The sequence below is a fragment of the Clostridia bacterium genome (assembly GCA_017405765.1).
Classification (GTDB): domain Bacteria; phylum Bacillota; class Clostridia; order Oscillospirales; family RGIG577; genus RGIG577.
Genome location: JAFQZS010000018.1, coordinates 36,958 through 52,841, shown reverse-complemented (window position 1 = coordinate 52,841; position 15,884 = coordinate 36,958). Strand labels below are relative to the sequence as shown.

Here is a 15,884-nt window from a genome sequence, read left to right as displayed (position 1 = left end):
TCGGCGGGGATATATATTTGCCTATTACGCTTTTTTTAGATATGCAAGTATTTCGTCGGCGTTCGTGTCGGGCTTGGCTCTTTTCCATACTTTTTCTATGACGCCCGACTCGTCAATAAGATAAGTCGTGCGAACAACGCCCATTGAAACCTTGCCGTAGAGCTTTTTCTCCTGCCACACGTCGTAAGCCTTTATTGCCGCAAGCTCCGGATCGGCAAGCAGTATAAAGGGAAGATCGTTTTTTTCGGCAAATTTTCGGTGAGAGGCCTCGCTGTCGCGGCTGACGCCTATAACGGCTGCTCCGAGGCGCTCATATTCGTCATATGTTCTCCCGAACGCACACGCCTGGCGCGTACATCCCGAGGTGTTGTCCTTTGGATAAAAATACAGCACAACTTTTCTGCCCGCAAAATCCGCAAGCGACACGGCGCGTCCGTCCTTGTCGTTCAAAGTGAATGCGGGCGCTTTCGTTCCGGCTTCAAGCATAATGTATCCCTCCTGTGTTTTAATTTATATTAAAGGCGATGCAATTTGCCCCGTTTTACTTCTTCGCTTCCGTCAGCACGCGGCATCCGTCTTTCGTAACAAGTACGAGGTCTTCAATGCGCACGCCGAATTCGCCGGGGAGATAAATACCCGGTTCTATCGAAAAGACCATGCCTTCTTTTGCGATGGCGGCGCTTGTTTCACTTACATCCGGCGGCTCGTGGCAGTCAAGTCCGAGTCCGTGGCCGAGACGGTGCGTAAAATACCGACCGTAGCCTGCGTCTTCTATTATCTTTCTTGCCGCGCGGTCTATCTCGCAAAGCGGCACGCCGGGGCGCACGGCGGCAATGCCCGCCGCATTAGCCCTTTTCACTATATCGTAGACTTCCTTTTGCTTATTCGAAGGCTCGCCGAAGAAAACTGTGCGAGTCATGTCGCACCAATAGCGCGAGATAGGCGTAAACAGGTCGAATATCACGCTGTCGCCCGATTTTATTACGGTCGCGTCGCTTTCGTGATGCTCCTCGGCGCAGTGCGCGCCGAACGCGACTATCTGAGCGGTGGGCGCGTCTGCGCCGCGCGCGGAAAATTCGCGGTTTATATCCATCATAAGCTCAGCCTCGGTCACGCCTTCTTTAAGCGAGTTTATAGCGAACGATATCACCTCGTCATTCATTTTCGAGGCGTGTACGAGCGCTTCTATCTCGCGTTCGTCCTTTATGAGACGCGCCGCGTCAACGGGCGCGCTGCCAACGACGGGACGCACGTCGGGACGCTTCTCCATAAGCGATATCAAAAATTTTGCGCTCCAGAACTTGTCTATCCCGACTGTACCGGACTTTAGAACTTTTGCAATGCCCGCTGTGGGGTCATCGTTGTCGGTATGTATTTCCTGCGGAAAAACGCTCTGATCTAATTTAAAGAGCATATTTCCGAAGAGTACGCCGCGCCCTGTATCATCAAGATAAAGCGCAAGCATTCTCTCGAGCGGATCGACCCATTGGCCGGTAAGGTAATACACGGGCGCGCTCGCGGTGACTATTATTTGAGAAAGTCCCATGGCGCGCATATTTTCGGTAACTTTTTTTATTCTTTGCTTATACATATTATTTCACCATCACACAAACTAATGTACATTTTTCATCGGAGCGGTTCTCGCAGAAGTGGCGCTCGCCCGCCGGTATAAGCGTAACGTCGCCGGCGGAAACGTCTGCTTGCGTCGCGCCGCTTTGCGTATAGAGCGCGCCGTCTATGAAAAACGAGTATTCGTCCTCTTCGTGGACGCTCTCGCCCGTTTCGGGCACGCGGACATGCGGCTCGAAGGTTATGACGGAGAATTTCACGATCTCGTGTTTTCCCGTCTTATTGAGTATAACGCGCATATCGTAAAGCGGCGCGCCCGTGGAGGAAAACTCCGATATTTTTTTGATTTCCATAAGTATGCTCCTTTGTATCCTTGCTTTCAAACAAACGGTATTTTTTAGAACCGCGGTTCAAAAAACACACCCCGCCGTGAGGCGGGGAAAAGTATCATCTCTGCTTTCTTAATTTCGGGTCCATATAATCCCTGAGTCCGTCGCCTATGAAGTTTGCGCCTATTGCCACGGTAAATATGGCGATGCCTGGAAAGGCCGATATCCACCAGTAATTGAACGTCTCAACGCCGTCGGAGACCATTGCGCCCCATTCGGGTATCGGCGGCTGTACGCCGAGGCCTAAGAAGCTCAGTCCCGAGAACATCAGTATCGCATTGCCTATATCGAGCGTTGCCATAACGATAAGCGGACCTATGCAGTTGGGTAGGATCTCGTGAAAGAGGATGCGCCCCTTTGACGCGCCCATAAGCGTACTTGCCGTGACGTAGTCGTTGCCCTTGACGGATATGACGACGCTTCGCGCAAGACGCGCATAGTTCGGCCACCAGATTATTGCCATGGCCACCACCGAATTTATGATGCTGGGTCCCATCGCAGCCGCCAGTACCATCGCGAGTATCAGCGGAGGAAAGGCCATTATCATTTCGGAAATACGCATCATTATATCGTCTACCGCGCCTCCGGCGTAGCCTGCAACGGCGCCGAAGATTATGCCTACGGCAAAGGCAAAGACTACGGTTATAAGTCCGGCCGTTATGGATATGCGGCTGCCGTAGAGGACACGGCTCAAAATGTCGCGTCCGAGACTGTCGGTGCCGAAAAAGTGATCGGAGCACGGCGACATGAAACGGGCGTCCATATCCTGCACAAGCGGATTATACGGAGCGATAAGCGGGGCGATGAACGCCACGACTATCCAAATAAGGCAGAGCGCCATGCCCAGCTTGAATGTGAAGTTTTTCTGTGCAAATATACCCTTGATCTCTGACATCTATGTATTTATCCTTCCAAAATCGAGTGAACGCTTTCGCTTATCTGTATCTTACACGCGGATCGATTATGCCGTACAGTATGTCTATTATAAGATTGACTATAACGTATGTAAGCGCGATTAGCAGCGAAACGCCGCATATTGCAGGGAAATCGAGCGTTGTGGCCGACAGGTACGCATACTGGCCTATGCCCGGCCATGCGAATATCTTTTCAACGAACACCATGCCGCCAAGGAGGTTGCAAAACCCCATGCCCGCTACCGTTATAACGGGGATAAGAGCGTTTCCTAGAGCGTGTCCCCAAACTACTTTGCGCTCGGAAAGACCTTTCGCCCGCGCCGTGCGTATGTAATCCTGGCTCATGACCTCCAAAAGATTGCTTCTCGTTTGGCGCGTGATAAGACCCATAGTAAAGAAGCCCAAAACTATCGCAGGCAGTATTATATGCGAAAGCGCGTCTCCGAACACGGTCCAGTTGCCTGTTATCAGCGCATCCCAGATGTAAAGACCGCTTCCGCCCTGCGGCACGCTCGTGCGCGCGCTTATGCGTCCGGGACCGGGGAACCAGCCGAGACGGTAGAAAAAGACGTAGAGCACGAGAAGCGAGAACCAGAAGCTGGGTATCGATACGCCCGATATAGACACGCCCCTTAGTATCTGGTCTGCGGGCTTGTTTCGGAACACCGCCGAGATTACGCCGAAGAGGATGCCCAGCACTATGGCTATGATCATTGCAAATATGGAAAGCTCCAGCGTTGCGGGGAAGTAGCGTTTCAGATCATCCAAAACGGGCTGCCCCGTGCGTATCGAGGTGCCCAAGTCACCGTGCAGAAGATTTTTTAAGTATATGAAATACTGTTCGTAAAGCGGCTTGTCAAGCCCCCATTTTGCCTCGAATGCAGCAACGGCCGCAGGGTCGTTCATCGCTGTCTGGCTCAAATTCGCCGCCACGGGGCTGCTTGGAACGAGATGTGATATAAGAAATACCAAAAGCGATACTCCTATGAGCAGTATCACCATCAGCAAAAGTCTTCGTCCTATATATCGAAGCAAGGATCGCCTCTCCTTTCAAATGTCGTGTTTGATTCATATTTCGCAGCGCGCAAAAGTCCCGCTTTGCGCGTTATGAAATATGGATCCTTCCGCCCGCAGGGCGTGATACGCGCCGGGGCGCGTATCACAAATGCGAGCCGGATATAAAGATATTATTTTACGTTCATTTCGGAAAGCTGGAGCTTAACGAGGTCGTTGTATATTACGTTGTCGACTCTGTCGCCTATAGCAAAGTTCTTCGGATGCTGAAGAAGGAATGCATACGGGCTGTCCTCGGCGGTAAGCTCTTGAAGCTGTCTCGAATACTCAGCACGCTGCGCGGGGTCTGCCTCGCCTGTGATGAGGTCGCCGAGAGCTATCATATCTTCGTGACCCTCAGCATGCCAGTTGGCGCGTGCGCCGACAGTCGCGTCGGGAAGGAATGCGAGCTGATTGTTGATGTCATAATAGTCGGGGCTCCAGTGCATTATAAGGAACTGGCAGGTGCCGTCTCTGTATGCGTCGATAACAACGCCTATTTCGCCCGTCTCTATCTTTACATTTATGCCGATCTCAGCAAGGTCGGATGCGATCCTCTGAGCCATGGTGGGCCACTTTAAGCCTTCGGTGTCGTAGTCAGCCGTGGTGAGCACTACATCGAAGCCGTTTTCATATCCTGCCTCGGCCATAAGAGCCTTTGCCGCGTCTACGTCGGTGTAGCTTACGTCTCTCGTAAGACCGCCCACGAAGTTGAGCGGGATATAGGAGAGCGGTAAGGTCGCGCCGTCTCCGCAGAGCTTAAGAAGGTTCTCGTAGTTTATTGCAAGGCGTACTGCCTGCTGTACTCTGGGATCGGCCATGGGGCCGCCGATAGTGGGGTCGTTGTTCATAAGCAGGAAGCTTATGAGCGAGGTCTGGCCGTTTATTATCGTTATACCGTCCTTTGTGCTTCCGTCCTCATTCTTGAGCTGAGCGATGTTGTCTGCGTTAAGCGTGAAGGCGATATCAATTTCGCCTCTTTCAAGCATCTGGATCTGGGTGTTGGAATCGGGTATCTCCTTTATGATAAAGGTATCTACATTGCCGCATTCGCCCCAATAGTTCGGGTTTTTCTTTAATACTATCTCAACGCCCTGAGTCCAGCTCTCTAAGATGTAGGGGCCGCTGCCGGCCGAATTTGCATCGAGCCAGGTGCGAGCGCTGTCCGTGGAAGCGGCGTCTTCCGCGTCGGTGCCGCCGTGCTCCTTTACGACCTCGCTGTCAAGAACTGCGAAGGCGTTTGAAGCAAGCTTCGTAAGGAAGGATGCGTCGGGCTTGTCAAGCGTTATAACAACAGTAAAGTCGTCGGGCGCTTCAACGGAAACTACGCCCTCTGCATTGGGCGTATTGTTGGACTTTAAGTTCTTTACTCTGTTTATGGTAAATATTACGTCCTTTGCGGTGAGCTGATTGCCGCTCGTGAAGTATACGTCCTGTCTTAAAGGCAGGGTATATACCGTTCTCGTTTCATCGAGGCTCCAGTCTTCGGTAGCTACCGAGGGCTGGGGATCCGAAAGATTGTCGCCCGAGATCCTAAACAGCATATCGTATGTAGCATAGCAGATCATGTTGCCGAAGATCTCGTACATGTGGCCGGGGTCGAGCGTCTTTAAGTCGGACGCAAGACCGATTACTACGGTGTTATCCGTCGCCGCTTCCGCGCTTGTGTCTGCGGCGTCGCTGCTGTCGCTGCTGCCGCTGTTATTGCTGCAGCCTGCAAAGAAGCATACGACGAGAAGACATGACAGAATGAGACAGATAAGTCTTTTTTTGTTCATATTTTTCCCTCCAAAATTTTTTATGCTTACTTTATATTCACACGGCCTCAGCCGTATAAATGACATGAAACAAAGTGCCCGGGCGCATATTCTTTAAGCTTCGGCGCCTCGCTTTTGCATTTTTCGGACGCATTAGGACAGCGCGTCTTAAACGGACAGCCCTCTATCTTTTGAGTGGGGCTGGGTATATCGCCAGAAAGTATCTTTCTTTCGCGCAAAAGAGCGGGGTCGGGTATGGGTATTGCCGAAATGAGAGCGCGTGTGTAGGGATGCAGCGCGCCGTCGTATATTTTATCCGAGGGAGCAAGCTCGACTATCCTCCCAAGGTACATTACGCCTATGCGCTGACAGCAGTGCTTTACTACGCTCAGATTATGCGATATGAAAAGATAAGTAAAGTCGAACTGCGTCTGAAGGTCGGAAAGCAGATTTATGACCTGCGCCTGTATCGACACGTCGAGCGCGCTTACAGGTTCGTCGCACACGATAAGCTTAGGCTCGAGCGCGAGCGCGCGAGCGATGCCGACGCGCTGCTTCTGGCCGCCGGACATCTCGTGAGGATACCGTTTAAGGTAAGTGCGCGACAGTCCCACCATATCGCAAAGCTCGGCTGCCCGCGCCTGGCGCTCGGGCGCCGAGAGCATATTATGTATCGCAAACGGCTCACAGAGGATATCGCTTACCTTGAGACGCGGATTTAAGCACGACGAGGGGTCCTGAAATATCATCTGCGTCTTTTTTCTGAATTCTTTAAGTCGCTGCCCCTTTAAGGAGGTCGTGTCTTCTCCGTCAAACATTATCGTACCGGAGGTCGGAGGATAGAGACTGAGTATGGTCTTGCCGAGAGTTGATTTGCCGCAGCCGCTCTCGCCGACGAGACCGAACGTTTCGCCCTCGGATATGGAAATGGTAACGCCGTCAACGGCTTTTAAGCTTTGTTTTTTTCCCCGCGGATCTTTTACGGTGAAATATTGCTTTAAATCTTTCGTTTCGAGCAGTATCTTGTTTTTAACTTCACTCATGTGTTTTCCTCCGTTTCATCGGAGAATAAAAAGCAGCGTACAAAGCGGTTTTCGCCGCATTTTGTAAGACGGGGAGCCGCCGCTGAGCATTTTGGCATGGAAGCGGAGCATCTTGGGTGAAAGCGGCAGCCCTTAGGCATTTTGTCCGCGTCGGGCACCATTCCGTCTATTGATTCAAGGCGCTCTTTCTTTTTGTCGAGCATCGGTATTGCATTAAGCAGCCCCTTTGTATAGGGATGACGCGGATCGGCAAACAGCTCGGCCGTGGGCGCGCTTTCGACTATCTGACCTGCGTACATTATAACGACGCGGTCGCACGAATCGGCAACGATGCCGAGGTCGTGCGTTATCATCATGATGCTCATGTTTATTTTACTTTTCAGTTCCTTCATAAGCTCAAGTATCTGAGCCTGTATCGTTACGTCGAGCGCGGTGGTGGGCTCGTCCGCTATAAGCAGAGACGGATTGCAGGCAAGTGCAATTGCTATCATTATGCGCTGGCGCATACCGCCCGACATCTGATGGGGATATTCTTTCATTCGCTGCTCGGGCGCCGATATGCCGCATAGCTTTAAAAGATCGCGCGCGCGCGCCGCCGCCTCTTTCTTTTTCATGCCCATATGAAGCATGAGAGGCTCCATTATCTGGCGTCCGCATGTCTGTATGGGGTTTAACGAGGTCATCGGCTCCTGAAATATCATGGCGATCTTGTTGCCGCGCAGCTTTTCGAGAGCACGCGAAGAGAGAGCGAGCAGATTTTCGCCTTCGAAATTTATTTCGCCCCGAACGTGAGAAGTATGCTGCGGCAGAAGGCCCATAACTGCAAGCGACGTCACCGATTTACCGGACCCGCTTTCGCCCACTATGCCGAGAGTTTCTCCGCGCTTTATTTCTATATTTAATCCTTTTATAACATTGACCTTGTTTTTCGAGCCGCCGAAGCTTACCTGAAGGTCGCGTATTTCAAGCAAATTTTCCATTTTATGTCCTTATATAAAAACTAATATTTTTTATTATAACGTACTCTTGTGATTTTTGCAATTTTTTTATCTGCGATTTGCAAAAAAACATTTTTACACTTTAATACGGAAAAATATTTTGCGTTTTCCTTTTGTTCAAAGAACCAAGGTGCAGGCGGGGGGGGGAGGAGGACGTACACGCACACAAAAATATACCGTTTTCTCTTGATGCGCGCAATATTGTAATGTGATATAATATAAAAAATATGAAATGCTCATAAAAAGGAGGGCGTTGTTTTTGAACGACGACAAAAGGGTATTATGGCCCGCAGGCACTCTCTTAGCCCCCGTACCGGCCGCGCTTGTATCATGCGGCAGTCTTGACAGGCCTAACGCGCTTACCATAGGCTGGACGGGCATAATATGCTCCGATCCGGCAATGACGTATATATCCGTGCGCCCCGAACGCTATTCTCACGGTCTTATCATGCAGGCGGGAGTATTTGCCGTAAATCTTACCACGGCGGCTATGGCGCGCGCCGTAGATCTCTGCGGAGTAAAAAGCGGACGCGATACGGATAAATTAAAGGAAGCCGGTCTCCATACAGAGCCCGCTCTTTCGATAGATTGTCCCATAATATCGGAAAGCCCGCTGGCGCTGGAATGCCGTGTGAAAAAAGTGGAGCGACTGGGAAGCCACGATATGTTTATCGCAGAGATAGAGTCCGTTAACGTAAAGGAGCGCTTCATCGACAAAAGCGGCCGCCTTCATATGGAGAGCATGGGACTTATGGCGTACGCTCACGGCGAATACTTCGATTTGGGCAGGGGGCGCGGCCGCTTCGGCTTCAGTGTAAGAAAAAAAGAAGCAAAAGCGCGCAGACACGGACGTTGACAGATTGAAGTAATAATTATACAATAATCATATAAATGAAATCATAAACATACTTTTGCAAATAAGTGCGAACGGAGGGTATAAATATGGGAGGCAAACCGCAAAATCTTGCTGAAAAAATAATTTCGGCGCACCTCGTTTCGGGAGAGATGATACCCGGAGAGCAGATAGCTTTGAGAATAGATCAGACGCTTACTCAGGACGCGACGGGCACAATGGCGTACTTACAGTTTCAGGCGATGGATACGCCGCGTGTAAAGACAGAGCTTTCCGTGGCGTATATCGACCACAATACGCTCCAGTCGGGCTTTGAAAATGCAGACGATCACCGCTATATGCAGAGCGTTACAAAAAAGCACGGCATATACTTTTCTCGTCCGGGCAACGGCATATGCCATCAGGTGCATCTTGAGCGCTTTGGAAAGCCCGGCAAAACGCTTTTGGGCAGCGATTCGCACACGCCCACCGGCGGCGGCATATGTATGCTCGCAATGGGCGCGGGCGGCCTCGACGTGGCCGTTGCGATGGCAGGCGGCGCATATTACATCACGATGCCCAAGATAACGCTTATAAAGCTCACGGGAGAGCTTAAAAAATTCGTAAGCGCAAAGGACGTTATTTTAGAAGTTTTACGCATTCTTTCCGTAAAGGGCGGCGTAGGCAGGATCATAGAATACGGCGGACCGGGCGCGCGCACGCTCACCGTGCCCCAGAGAGCAACGATAACGAATATGGGCGCGGAGCTGGGCGCTACGACGTCGATATTCCCGAGCGACGAATCGACGCATCAGTTCTTAAAGGCGCAGGGCCGCGAGGCGGACTATGTTCCCATCTTTGCCGACCCCGATGCAGAGTATGACGAAGTTATAGAGATAAATCTTTCCGATCTGGCGCCTCAGGCGGCAATGCCCCACAGTCCCGATGCTGTTAAGCAGGTTTCGGAGATCGGCAAAATACACGTCGATCAGGTTTGCATAGGCTCGTGTACAAACTCATCGTTTACAGACCTTATGACTGTGGCGCGTATGCTGAAGGGACGCACGATAGCGCCGAACATTTCGCTTTCCGTTTCGCCCGGCTCGAAGCAGGTGCTCAATATGCTTGCAAAAAACGGCGCGCTCTCAGACATCATAGACGCGGGCGCGCGCGTGCTCGAATGCGCCTGCGGTCCCTGCATAGGCATGGGATTTTCGCCGAATTCCGGCGGCGTATCGGTGCGCACGTTCAACCGTAACTTTGAGGGAAGAAGCGGAACGAAGGACGCCCAGGTCTATCTTGTAAGCCCGGAGACGGCGGCGGCTACCGCACTTATGGGTTACCTTTGCGACCCCAGGGAGCTTTCAAAATCGATATCCGTGCGCGGCGTGGATATGCCCGATAAGTTCGCCGTGAACGACAATATGATAATCCCGCCCGCAAGCGAAGAAGAGGCCGATTCCGTAGAGGTTATATTGGGCCCCAACATTAAGCCGTTCCCCTTAAACACCGCGCTGCCCGAATCTATAGACAACGGCGCCGTACTTTTAAAAACGGGCGACAACATAACGACGGACCACATCATGCCGGCCGGCGCAAAAATACTGCCGTACCGCTCTAATATACCGTATCTGAGCACCTTCTGCTTCGAGGTGATCGACCCCACCTTCTCCGCAAGGGCGAAAAAGGCGGGCGGCGGCTTTATCTTAGGCGGCGCAAATTACGGACAGGGCTCCTCGCGCGAGCATGCGGCGCTCGTTCCGCTGTATCTCGGCGTCAAGGCCGTTATCGCAAAAAGCTTTGCGCGTATCCATTGTGCAAATCTTATAAATTCGGGCATACTTCCTTTGACATTTACAAATCCCGATATTTATGATAAAATCGAAGAAGGCGATGCGCTTTCAATGCCTAATGTGCGCTATGAGATAGAAAACGGCGAACCTATTACCGTTATAAACGAGACTCAGGCGTTTGAATTCACGGCAGAGTGCGAGCTTTCGGAGCGTCAGCGTGCGATGATCTTGGCCGGAGGCGCGCTGAACTATGCGAAACAGCAGTAAAAAACAAATGCAATTTATACATCAGGAGAGATAAAATGACAAATCAACAGATCAAGGCTGCCACCGAAAAATTTGAAGCGCTTTTAAGAGAACAGTTAAAGCGCGTTGACGAGATCAACGCAGCGGGCGACTTTCTTGATTATTCGGCGCTGGACACGCTCATAATCGGCGTTGTGGGAGGCGACGGCATAGGCCCCGCGATAACGCATCAGGCGCGCAGAGTGCTTGAGTATCTTTTAAAGAACGAGATCGCGGCCGGCAAGGTGGAGATACGCGATATAGAGGGCTGCACCATCGAAAACCGCGCGGCAAAAAATCAGGCGCTGCCGGACGAAGTGCTCTCGGAGCTTAAAAAATGCCACGTTATATTAAAAGGACCCACCACTACTCCGCGCAAGGGCGACGAATGGCCCAATATCGAAAGCGCCAACGTAGCTATGAGGAAGGCGCTTGACCTGTTTGCTAACGTGCGTCCCGTTAAGGTGCCCGACAAGGGGATAGACTGGACGTTCTTCAGAGAGAACACGGAGGGAGCGTATGCCGTAGGCTCTAAGGGCGTACATGTAAACGACGATCTGGCGATAGACTTTGTCGTCACTACGACGGAGGGTACAGAGAGGATAGCGCGTCTTGCATATGAGTTTGCGAAGAACAACAACAAATCGCGCGTGTCCATAGTTACAAAGGCCAATGTAATAAAGACGACCGACGGCAAGTTTCTTGATCTTTGCCGAAAAGTGGCTCTCGATTATCCCGAGATCGAAACAGACGACTGGTACATAGACATCATGACGGCGAAGCTTGTCGACGAAAAGCGCCGCCGCGACTTTCGGGTGTTCATACTGCCTAACCTCTACGGCGATATCATAACCGACGAGGCGGCGGAATTTCAGGGCGGCGTAGGCACCGCAGGCAGCGCGAATATAGGAAAAAGATACGCCATGTTCGAGGCGATACACGGCTCGGCTCCGCGTATGGTAAAAGAAGGACGCGAGAAATACGCCGACCCCTGTTCCGTTTTACGCGCGGCAGTGATGTTATTAAATCACATAGGATACAACGACAGGGCGGCACGTCTTGAGCGTGCGCTCGACATATGCATGTATGAGGAAAAGAGGCTCGTTATGACGGGACGCGACACAGGCGCGACCTGTGAGGAATTCTCCGATTACGTTATGGAAACGATAAACAAGTTATGATCCCTTTTTAAAATAAAAGAGGTGATGTTAATGGAAAAGAAGCCTGTATCTACGCTCGTAATCAGGCGCCTTCCCAGATATTACAGATATCTGGAGGAGCTCATGCAAAAGGGCGTTACGAAAATATCTTCAACCGAGCTTGGTCGCCGCATGGGTACGACTGCGTCTCAGATACGCCAGGATCTCAACTGCTTCGGCGGCTTCGGTCAGCAGGGCTATGGCTATAATGTTGTGCTGCTCCATGATAAGATAGGCTCTATTTTGGGGCTGGATGTGGAGAAAAACGCGATCATGATAGGAGCGGGCAATCTGGGACACGCTCTGGGCGCGAATATGGACATGAAGCCCATGGGCTTTAATCTCGTGCGCATTTTTGACATAAATCCAAAGATAATCGGCAAGACCATAGGCAATGTGGAGGTTTTTCCCATAGACAGCCTTGACGACTTTGCAAGCTCGATGAACATCGATATTGCAATACTTACGCTGCCGAAATCTGTTACGGCGCCGATGATAAGCAAGCTCGACAGTCTGGGCATAAAGGCTATCTGGAATTTTTCGAACGAGGATATCGAAGTGCCCGGAATGATAGTGGAAAACGTGCATCTCAGCGACAGCCTTATGACGCTTTCATATCGTGTGGCTGAAAGCAAAAAAGTCGAATAAAGCAGAAAAAACGGGAATATAATATGATAAACACCGGCGACGCGGAATATCTGCGTCGCTTTGTATATGGAGGCGGTTATGACTGAATTTTTGATAAAACGATTCATAAAAAACGCCAACGATATAAACGATCCTTTTGTGCGCGGCAAATACGGCGCGCTCTCGGGCGTCAGCGGCATAATCTTAAATGTACTGCTGTTTGCGGCAAAGCTCATTTTGGGTATCTTATCCGCGTCTGTGGCCATAACGGCCGACGCCTTCAACAATCTGTCCGACGCGGGCTCGTCCGTTGTAATGCTCGCGGGCTTTAAGCTGTCGGCCGCGCCGGCAGACAAGGCGCATCCGTTCGGTCACGGAAGGATAGAATATATAAGCGGGTTTATTATCTCGCTTGCGATAATGCTTCTCGGCGTGGAGTTTATCAAAACTTCGTGGGAAAAGATAATGCATCCCGCAAATGTGCATTTTGGCACGGCGACTGCAGTAATACTTGCCGTTTCTATTCTGTTGAAGCTCTGGATGTATGTATTTAATAAGAAGCTCGGCGCGCGCATAAATTCGGGCGCGATGAAAACGGCTGCGGCCGATGCTCTCTCCGACGCCGCGGCAACGGCTGCGGTGCTTATCGGCTCTGCTATAGGATATCATGCGGGCGTACCGGTAGACGGATATCTCGGGATCGCCGTTGCGGCGTTCATACTTTTTACCGGATTCAACACGGCGCGCGAGAACGTAAGCTCAATAATAGGCGCGCCGCCCGACGAAAGCTTCGTAAGAGACATAAAGGCGGAGGCAGAGTCTTTTCCCGAAATACTCGGAATACACGACCTTGTTGTGCACAACTACGGACCGGGCAACGTGATGATATCTTTTCACGCAGAGGTGGCGTGTGACGGCGACATTTTAAAGCTTCACGAGGCGATCGACGCGCTGGAGCTTAGGCTCAGGGAAAAATACGGCCTTGAGGCCACGATACACATGGACCCCATAGTTACTGACGATAAATTTACAAAAGAGAAAAAAGACGAGGCGGAAAGGATAGTTTCGCAGATAGACGAAAGGCTTACGATACATGATTTCCGTGTCGTTAGAACGACGGCGTACACGCGTCTTGTGTTCGACGTTGTTATGCCATACGGTTTTAAAACGTCGCCCGCAGAGCTTGAACGGAGAATAGACGAGGCGGTGAGTGAAAAGGACCCCTCCTGCCGGGCAAAAGTACATGCGGAGCATTCATATACGTAAGCGTTTTTTGGGATAGATATTCTAAAGAAAGCCGCGCCTAAAGCTTTAAGGCCTTAGGCGCATTTTTTATATAACGGCAGCTTTTTTGTTTTTTTCAAAAAGTCTTAAGATAACATATACAGAGAATACGAACGCCACGGTAACGGCTATGCTTATTCTGCCGCTTTGATAAAACAGCGCCATCAGCGCCGTAAATGCGGCTGCCGACACGATAAGCTTAATGTAGAACTTTCCCGAGGCGCGAAGCTCTTCTTTTGAGTAATTCTCCAAAAGGAAGAGAAACATGAAATACACGAGGAATGATGCGACAAGAAAAATATTCTTAGGCATCGCGCTTATCTGCGGCTCGCGCATAAATTCAAGCGCGACAGTAAGATTGTTGAGCGCAGTGATAAGAAAAACATGTATTATCATATATCCCGAGCCGCTCGTTCTCTTTTCACGGTCAATAAGATGGTCGTAAACAAAACCGTAGCTTAAAAACAGGCCGGTAACGATGAGAAAGCTCATAGTTGAAAAATATATGTTGTTTAAGTTTATACCGCCCTCAAAATATCCCGATATGCCGATTATCATTTCACCGAAGGAAAATACAACATAAAGCATGACGCGCTCGGTAAGGTGCGAAAAATCCATGGGACGCAGCAGGTTTGCGCGTCTTGTCATTGCGGCGGCCGCAACGCCGAAGATCATGGCCACGGGAGAAAGCGGTATCTTGATCGCAAAAAACAGCGGTATAGACGCAAATATGACAGCCGCCTCGATAATCAGATTTCGTATGTCTTTTTTTATCTGAGCGTCCTCCCATGGGCGAAGGCCGCCGTTCTTTTTTAACTTGATCATATACTGGACGGCAAGATTCAGCATGATAAGAGCCCACGCCGTATTGTAGCGAACATAGTAGTCCTGCCAGTCTACGCGCGTGCCGTCGGCCATATAATAGAGAAGATACATGGTTATGAACAGGCCTATATATTCTGCTGCGCCGCCGGACCCGTGCCGGTTTATGAAGATCGTTGTAAAATACCAAATATGAAGCGCGATAAGCGTAGTAAGTATATATGTAAGATATATATCTGCGCTTATAAAGCCGTTTTCCACGCTGTGGAGCAGAGAGTTGTTGCGCCCGACTATGTATACAAAGATGAGGTCGAAGATAAGCTCGATATATTCCACCTTTTTTTCATCGTTCGCGCTGCCGATAAATTGTGACATGCGGGATTGTCTCCTTTAAATTATATAAATAGTTTTAACAATCAGTAAAAACGGGCGCGAAAGCCCGTTTTTATAATAATTTTTTATTCTCTTAATCGTGAGCTTTCCAGTTTATAAGATATTTTGCGACCTTCGCGCTCTGGTGGTCAACAAGCTCGCTTCGTCCCCGGTCAAGCTTCGCAATGGCCGCCATATCGTCCGCATCGAGCTTAAAGTCCCAGACGCTGAAGTTTTCCTCGATACGCTCCTTATGCACCGACTTCGGTATCACAACGACGCCCCTGTCCACGTTCCATCGAAGCACGACCTGTGCGACCGTTTTATTATGCTTTTTTGCGATATCCACAAGCGTTTCGTTCTCAAAAATGCCGAACTTCGCCTCCGCAAGCGGGCCCCACGCCTCGTGACGAACGCCGAACTCGTCCATCGCCTCGCGAAGCGTATTCTGCTGGAAGAAGGGGTGAGTCTCGACTTGATTTACGTGGGGGATCGTGTCGGCATTCATGGCGATATCGACGAGACGCGCGTCGTTGAAGTTGCTTACGCCTATCGCTTTTACGCGGCCGTCGCGGTACAGCTTTTCCATGGCGCGCCACGAGCCGTAATAATCGCCGAACGGCTGATGTATAAGATAAAGATCGACGTAATCGAGCCCCAACTTTTTAAGGGAGGCATCGTAAGCTGCCGCAGCCGCCTTTTCGCCCGCGTCCTGTATCCATACCTTCGTAGTTATAAAAAGCTCGTCGCGCGGCACGCCGCTCTTCTTTATCGCGCGCCCCACGGCTTCTTCGTTTTTATATATAGCCGCCGTATCGATGAGCCGGTATCCCGCAGAGATAGCCCACGACACCGAGCGTTCGCACTCGTCAAGATCGGACACCTGATATACGCCGAAGCCCAAAATCGGCATTTTAACGCCGTTCTTCAAAGAAACAAATTCCATA

15 protein-coding genes are annotated in these 15,884 nt (G+C 50.7%); 5 read left to right on the top strand and 10 right to left on the bottom strand.

From position 1 onward, the window contains the following. Nucleotides 1–24: 24 nt before the first annotated feature. From bcp to IJG50_03695, 8 genes are all read right to left on the bottom strand, one after another. A complete protein-coding gene (gene bcp / locus IJG50_03730; protein ID MBQ3378958.1) occupies nt 25–486 on the bottom strand; it encodes a thioredoxin-dependent thiol peroxidase in 462 nt (153 codons plus the stop codon). Nucleotides 487–541: 55 nt separating this feature from the next. Further along, the gene (locus tag IJG50_03725; GenBank protein ID MBQ3378957.1) at nt 542–1,591 is read right to left on the bottom strand and encodes an aminopeptidase P family protein; all 1,050 of its coding nucleotides are present in this window, start codon (nt 1,589–1,591) and stop codon (nt 542–544) included. A gap of 1 nt (nt 1,592) precedes the next feature. Further along, nucleotides 1,593–1,922 (bottom strand): cupin domain-containing protein, encoded by a 330-nt coding sequence (locus IJG50_03720; GenBank protein ID MBQ3378956.1) that lies wholly within the window; start codon nt 1,920–1,922, stop codon nt 1,593–1,595. Nucleotides 1,923–2,016: 94 nt separating this feature from the next. Then, entirely contained in the window at nt 2,017–2,853 is an 837-nt protein-coding gene (locus IJG50_03715) for an ABC transporter permease (protein MBQ3378955.1), read from the bottom strand. 40 nt (nt 2,854–2,893) lie between these two features. Next, nucleotides 2,894–3,874 carry an ABC transporter permease gene (locus IJG50_03710; GenBank protein MBQ3378954.1) on the bottom strand — a complete coding sequence of 327 codons (981 nt, stop codon included), beginning with the start codon at nt 3,872–3,874 and terminating at the stop codon, nt 2,894–2,896. A 185-nt stretch (nt 3,875–4,059) separates the two neighbouring features. Next, the gene (locus IJG50_03705; protein ID MBQ3378953.1) at nt 4,060–5,703 is read right to left on the bottom strand and encodes an ABC transporter substrate-binding protein; all 1,644 of its coding nucleotides are present in this window, start codon (nt 5,701–5,703) and stop codon (nt 4,060–4,062) included. A gap of 47 nt (nt 5,704–5,750) precedes the next feature. Next, nucleotides 5,751–6,725: an ATP-binding cassette domain-containing protein gene (locus IJG50_03700; protein ID MBQ3378952.1), complete on the bottom strand. Its 975-nt coding sequence runs from the start codon at nt 6,723–6,725 to the stop codon at nt 5,751–5,753. Beyond that, a complete protein-coding gene (locus IJG50_03695) occupies nt 6,722–7,705 on the bottom strand; it encodes an ABC transporter ATP-binding protein (protein ID MBQ3378951.1) in 984 nt (327 codons plus the stop codon). Before IJG50_03695 ends, IJG50_03700 begins: the two co-directional genes overlap by 4 nt. A gap of 250 nt (nt 7,706–7,955) precedes the next feature. Here IJG50_03695 and IJG50_03690 point away from each other — a divergent pair, with 250 nt between their 5' ends. The 5 genes from IJG50_03690 (at nt 7,956) to IJG50_03670 (ending at nt 13,725) form a co-directional block, all read left to right on the top strand. Beyond that, on the top strand, nt 7,956–8,579 hold the full coding sequence (locus IJG50_03690; protein ID MBQ3378950.1) for a flavin reductase family protein: 624 nt from the start codon (nt 7,956–7,958) through the stop codon (nt 8,577–8,579). Between the two features lie 86 nt (nt 8,580–8,665). Next, nucleotides 8,666–10,615: an aconitate hydratase gene (locus tag IJG50_03685; GenBank protein MBQ3378949.1), complete on the top strand. Its 1,950-nt coding sequence runs from the start codon at nt 8,666–8,668 to the stop codon at nt 10,613–10,615. A gap of 35 nt (nt 10,616–10,650) precedes the next feature. Continuing rightward, nucleotides 10,651–11,814 carry an isocitrate/isopropylmalate dehydrogenase family protein gene (locus IJG50_03680; GenBank protein MBQ3378948.1) on the top strand — a complete coding sequence of 388 codons (1,164 nt, stop codon included), beginning with the start codon at nt 10,651–10,653 and terminating at the stop codon, nt 11,812–11,814. Between the two features lie 24 nt (nt 11,815–11,838). Beyond that, nucleotides 11,839–12,480 (top strand): redox-sensing transcriptional repressor Rex, encoded by a 642-nt coding sequence (locus tag IJG50_03675; GenBank protein ID MBQ3378947.1) that lies wholly within the window; start codon nt 11,839–11,841, stop codon nt 12,478–12,480. A 78-nt stretch (nt 12,481–12,558) separates the two neighbouring features. Beyond that, a complete protein-coding gene (locus IJG50_03670; GenBank protein ID MBQ3378946.1) occupies nt 12,559–13,725 on the top strand; it encodes a cation transporter in 1,167 nt (388 codons plus the stop codon). Between the two features lie 66 nt (nt 13,726–13,791). Here IJG50_03670 and IJG50_03665 read toward each other — a convergent pair whose 3' ends face one another. Beyond that, on the bottom strand, nt 13,792–14,940 hold the full coding sequence (locus IJG50_03665) for a low temperature requirement protein A (GenBank protein ID MBQ3378945.1): 1,149 nt from the start codon (nt 14,938–14,940) through the stop codon (nt 13,792–13,794). 91 nt (nt 14,941–15,031) lie between these two features. Next, a complete protein-coding gene (locus IJG50_03660) occupies nt 15,032–15,883 on the bottom strand; it encodes an aldo/keto reductase (GenBank protein ID MBQ3378944.1) in 852 nt (283 codons plus the stop codon). Nucleotide 15,884 lies beyond the last annotated feature (1 nt).

Bases quoted from the DNA above. Each gene is read 5' to 3' on its own strand.
- IJG50_03695 (MBQ3378951.1), bottom strand. From the start codon at position 7,705: ATGGAAAATTTGCTTGAAATACGCGACCTTCAGGTAAGCTTCGGCGGC.
- bcp (MBQ3378958.1), bottom strand. From the start codon at position 486: ATGCTTGAAGCCGGAACGAAAGCGCCCGCATTCACTTTGAACGACAAG.
- IJG50_03660 (MBQ3378944.1), bottom strand. From the start codon at position 15,883: ATGGAATTTGTTTCTTTGAAGAACGGCGTTAAAATGCCGATTTTGGGC.
- IJG50_03715 (MBQ3378955.1), bottom strand. From the start codon at position 2,853: ATGTCAGAGATCAAGGGTATATTTGCACAGAAAAACTTCACATTCAAG.
- IJG50_03720 (MBQ3378956.1), bottom strand. From the start codon at position 1,922: ATGGAAATCAAAAAAATATCGGAGTTTTCCTCCACGGGCGCGCCGCTT.
- IJG50_03670 (MBQ3378946.1), top strand. From the start codon at position 12,559: ATGACTGAATTTTTGATAAAACGATTCATAAAAAACGCCAACGATATA.
- IJG50_03725 (MBQ3378957.1), bottom strand. From the start codon at position 1,591: ATGTATAAGCAAAGAATAAAAAAAGTTACCGAAAATATGCGCGCCATG.
- IJG50_03665 (MBQ3378945.1), bottom strand. From the start codon at position 14,940: ATGTCACAATTTATCGGCAGCGCGAACGATGAAAAAAAGGTGGAATAT.
- IJG50_03680 (MBQ3378948.1), top strand. From the start codon at position 10,651: ATGACAAATCAACAGATCAAGGCTGCCACCGAAAAATTTGAAGCGCTT.
- IJG50_03700 (MBQ3378952.1), bottom strand. From the start codon at position 6,725: ATGAGTGAAGTTAAAAACAAGATACTGCTCGAAACGAAAGATTTAAAG.
- IJG50_03710 (MBQ3378954.1), bottom strand. From the start codon at position 3,874: ATGGTGATACTGCTCATAGGAGTATCGCTTTTGGTATTTCTTATATCA.
- IJG50_03705 (MBQ3378953.1), bottom strand. From the start codon at position 5,703: ATGAACAAAAAAAGACTTATCTGTCTCATTCTGTCATGTCTTCTCGTC.
- IJG50_03675 (MBQ3378947.1), top strand. From the start codon at position 11,839: ATGTTAATGGAAAAGAAGCCTGTATCTACGCTCGTAATCAGGCGCCTT.
- IJG50_03690 (MBQ3378950.1), top strand. From the start codon at position 7,956: ATGCTCATAAAAAGGAGGGCGTTGTTTTTGAACGACGACAAAAGGGTA.
- IJG50_03685 (MBQ3378949.1), top strand. From the start codon at position 8,666: ATGGGAGGCAAACCGCAAAATCTTGCTGAAAAAATAATTTCGGCGCAC.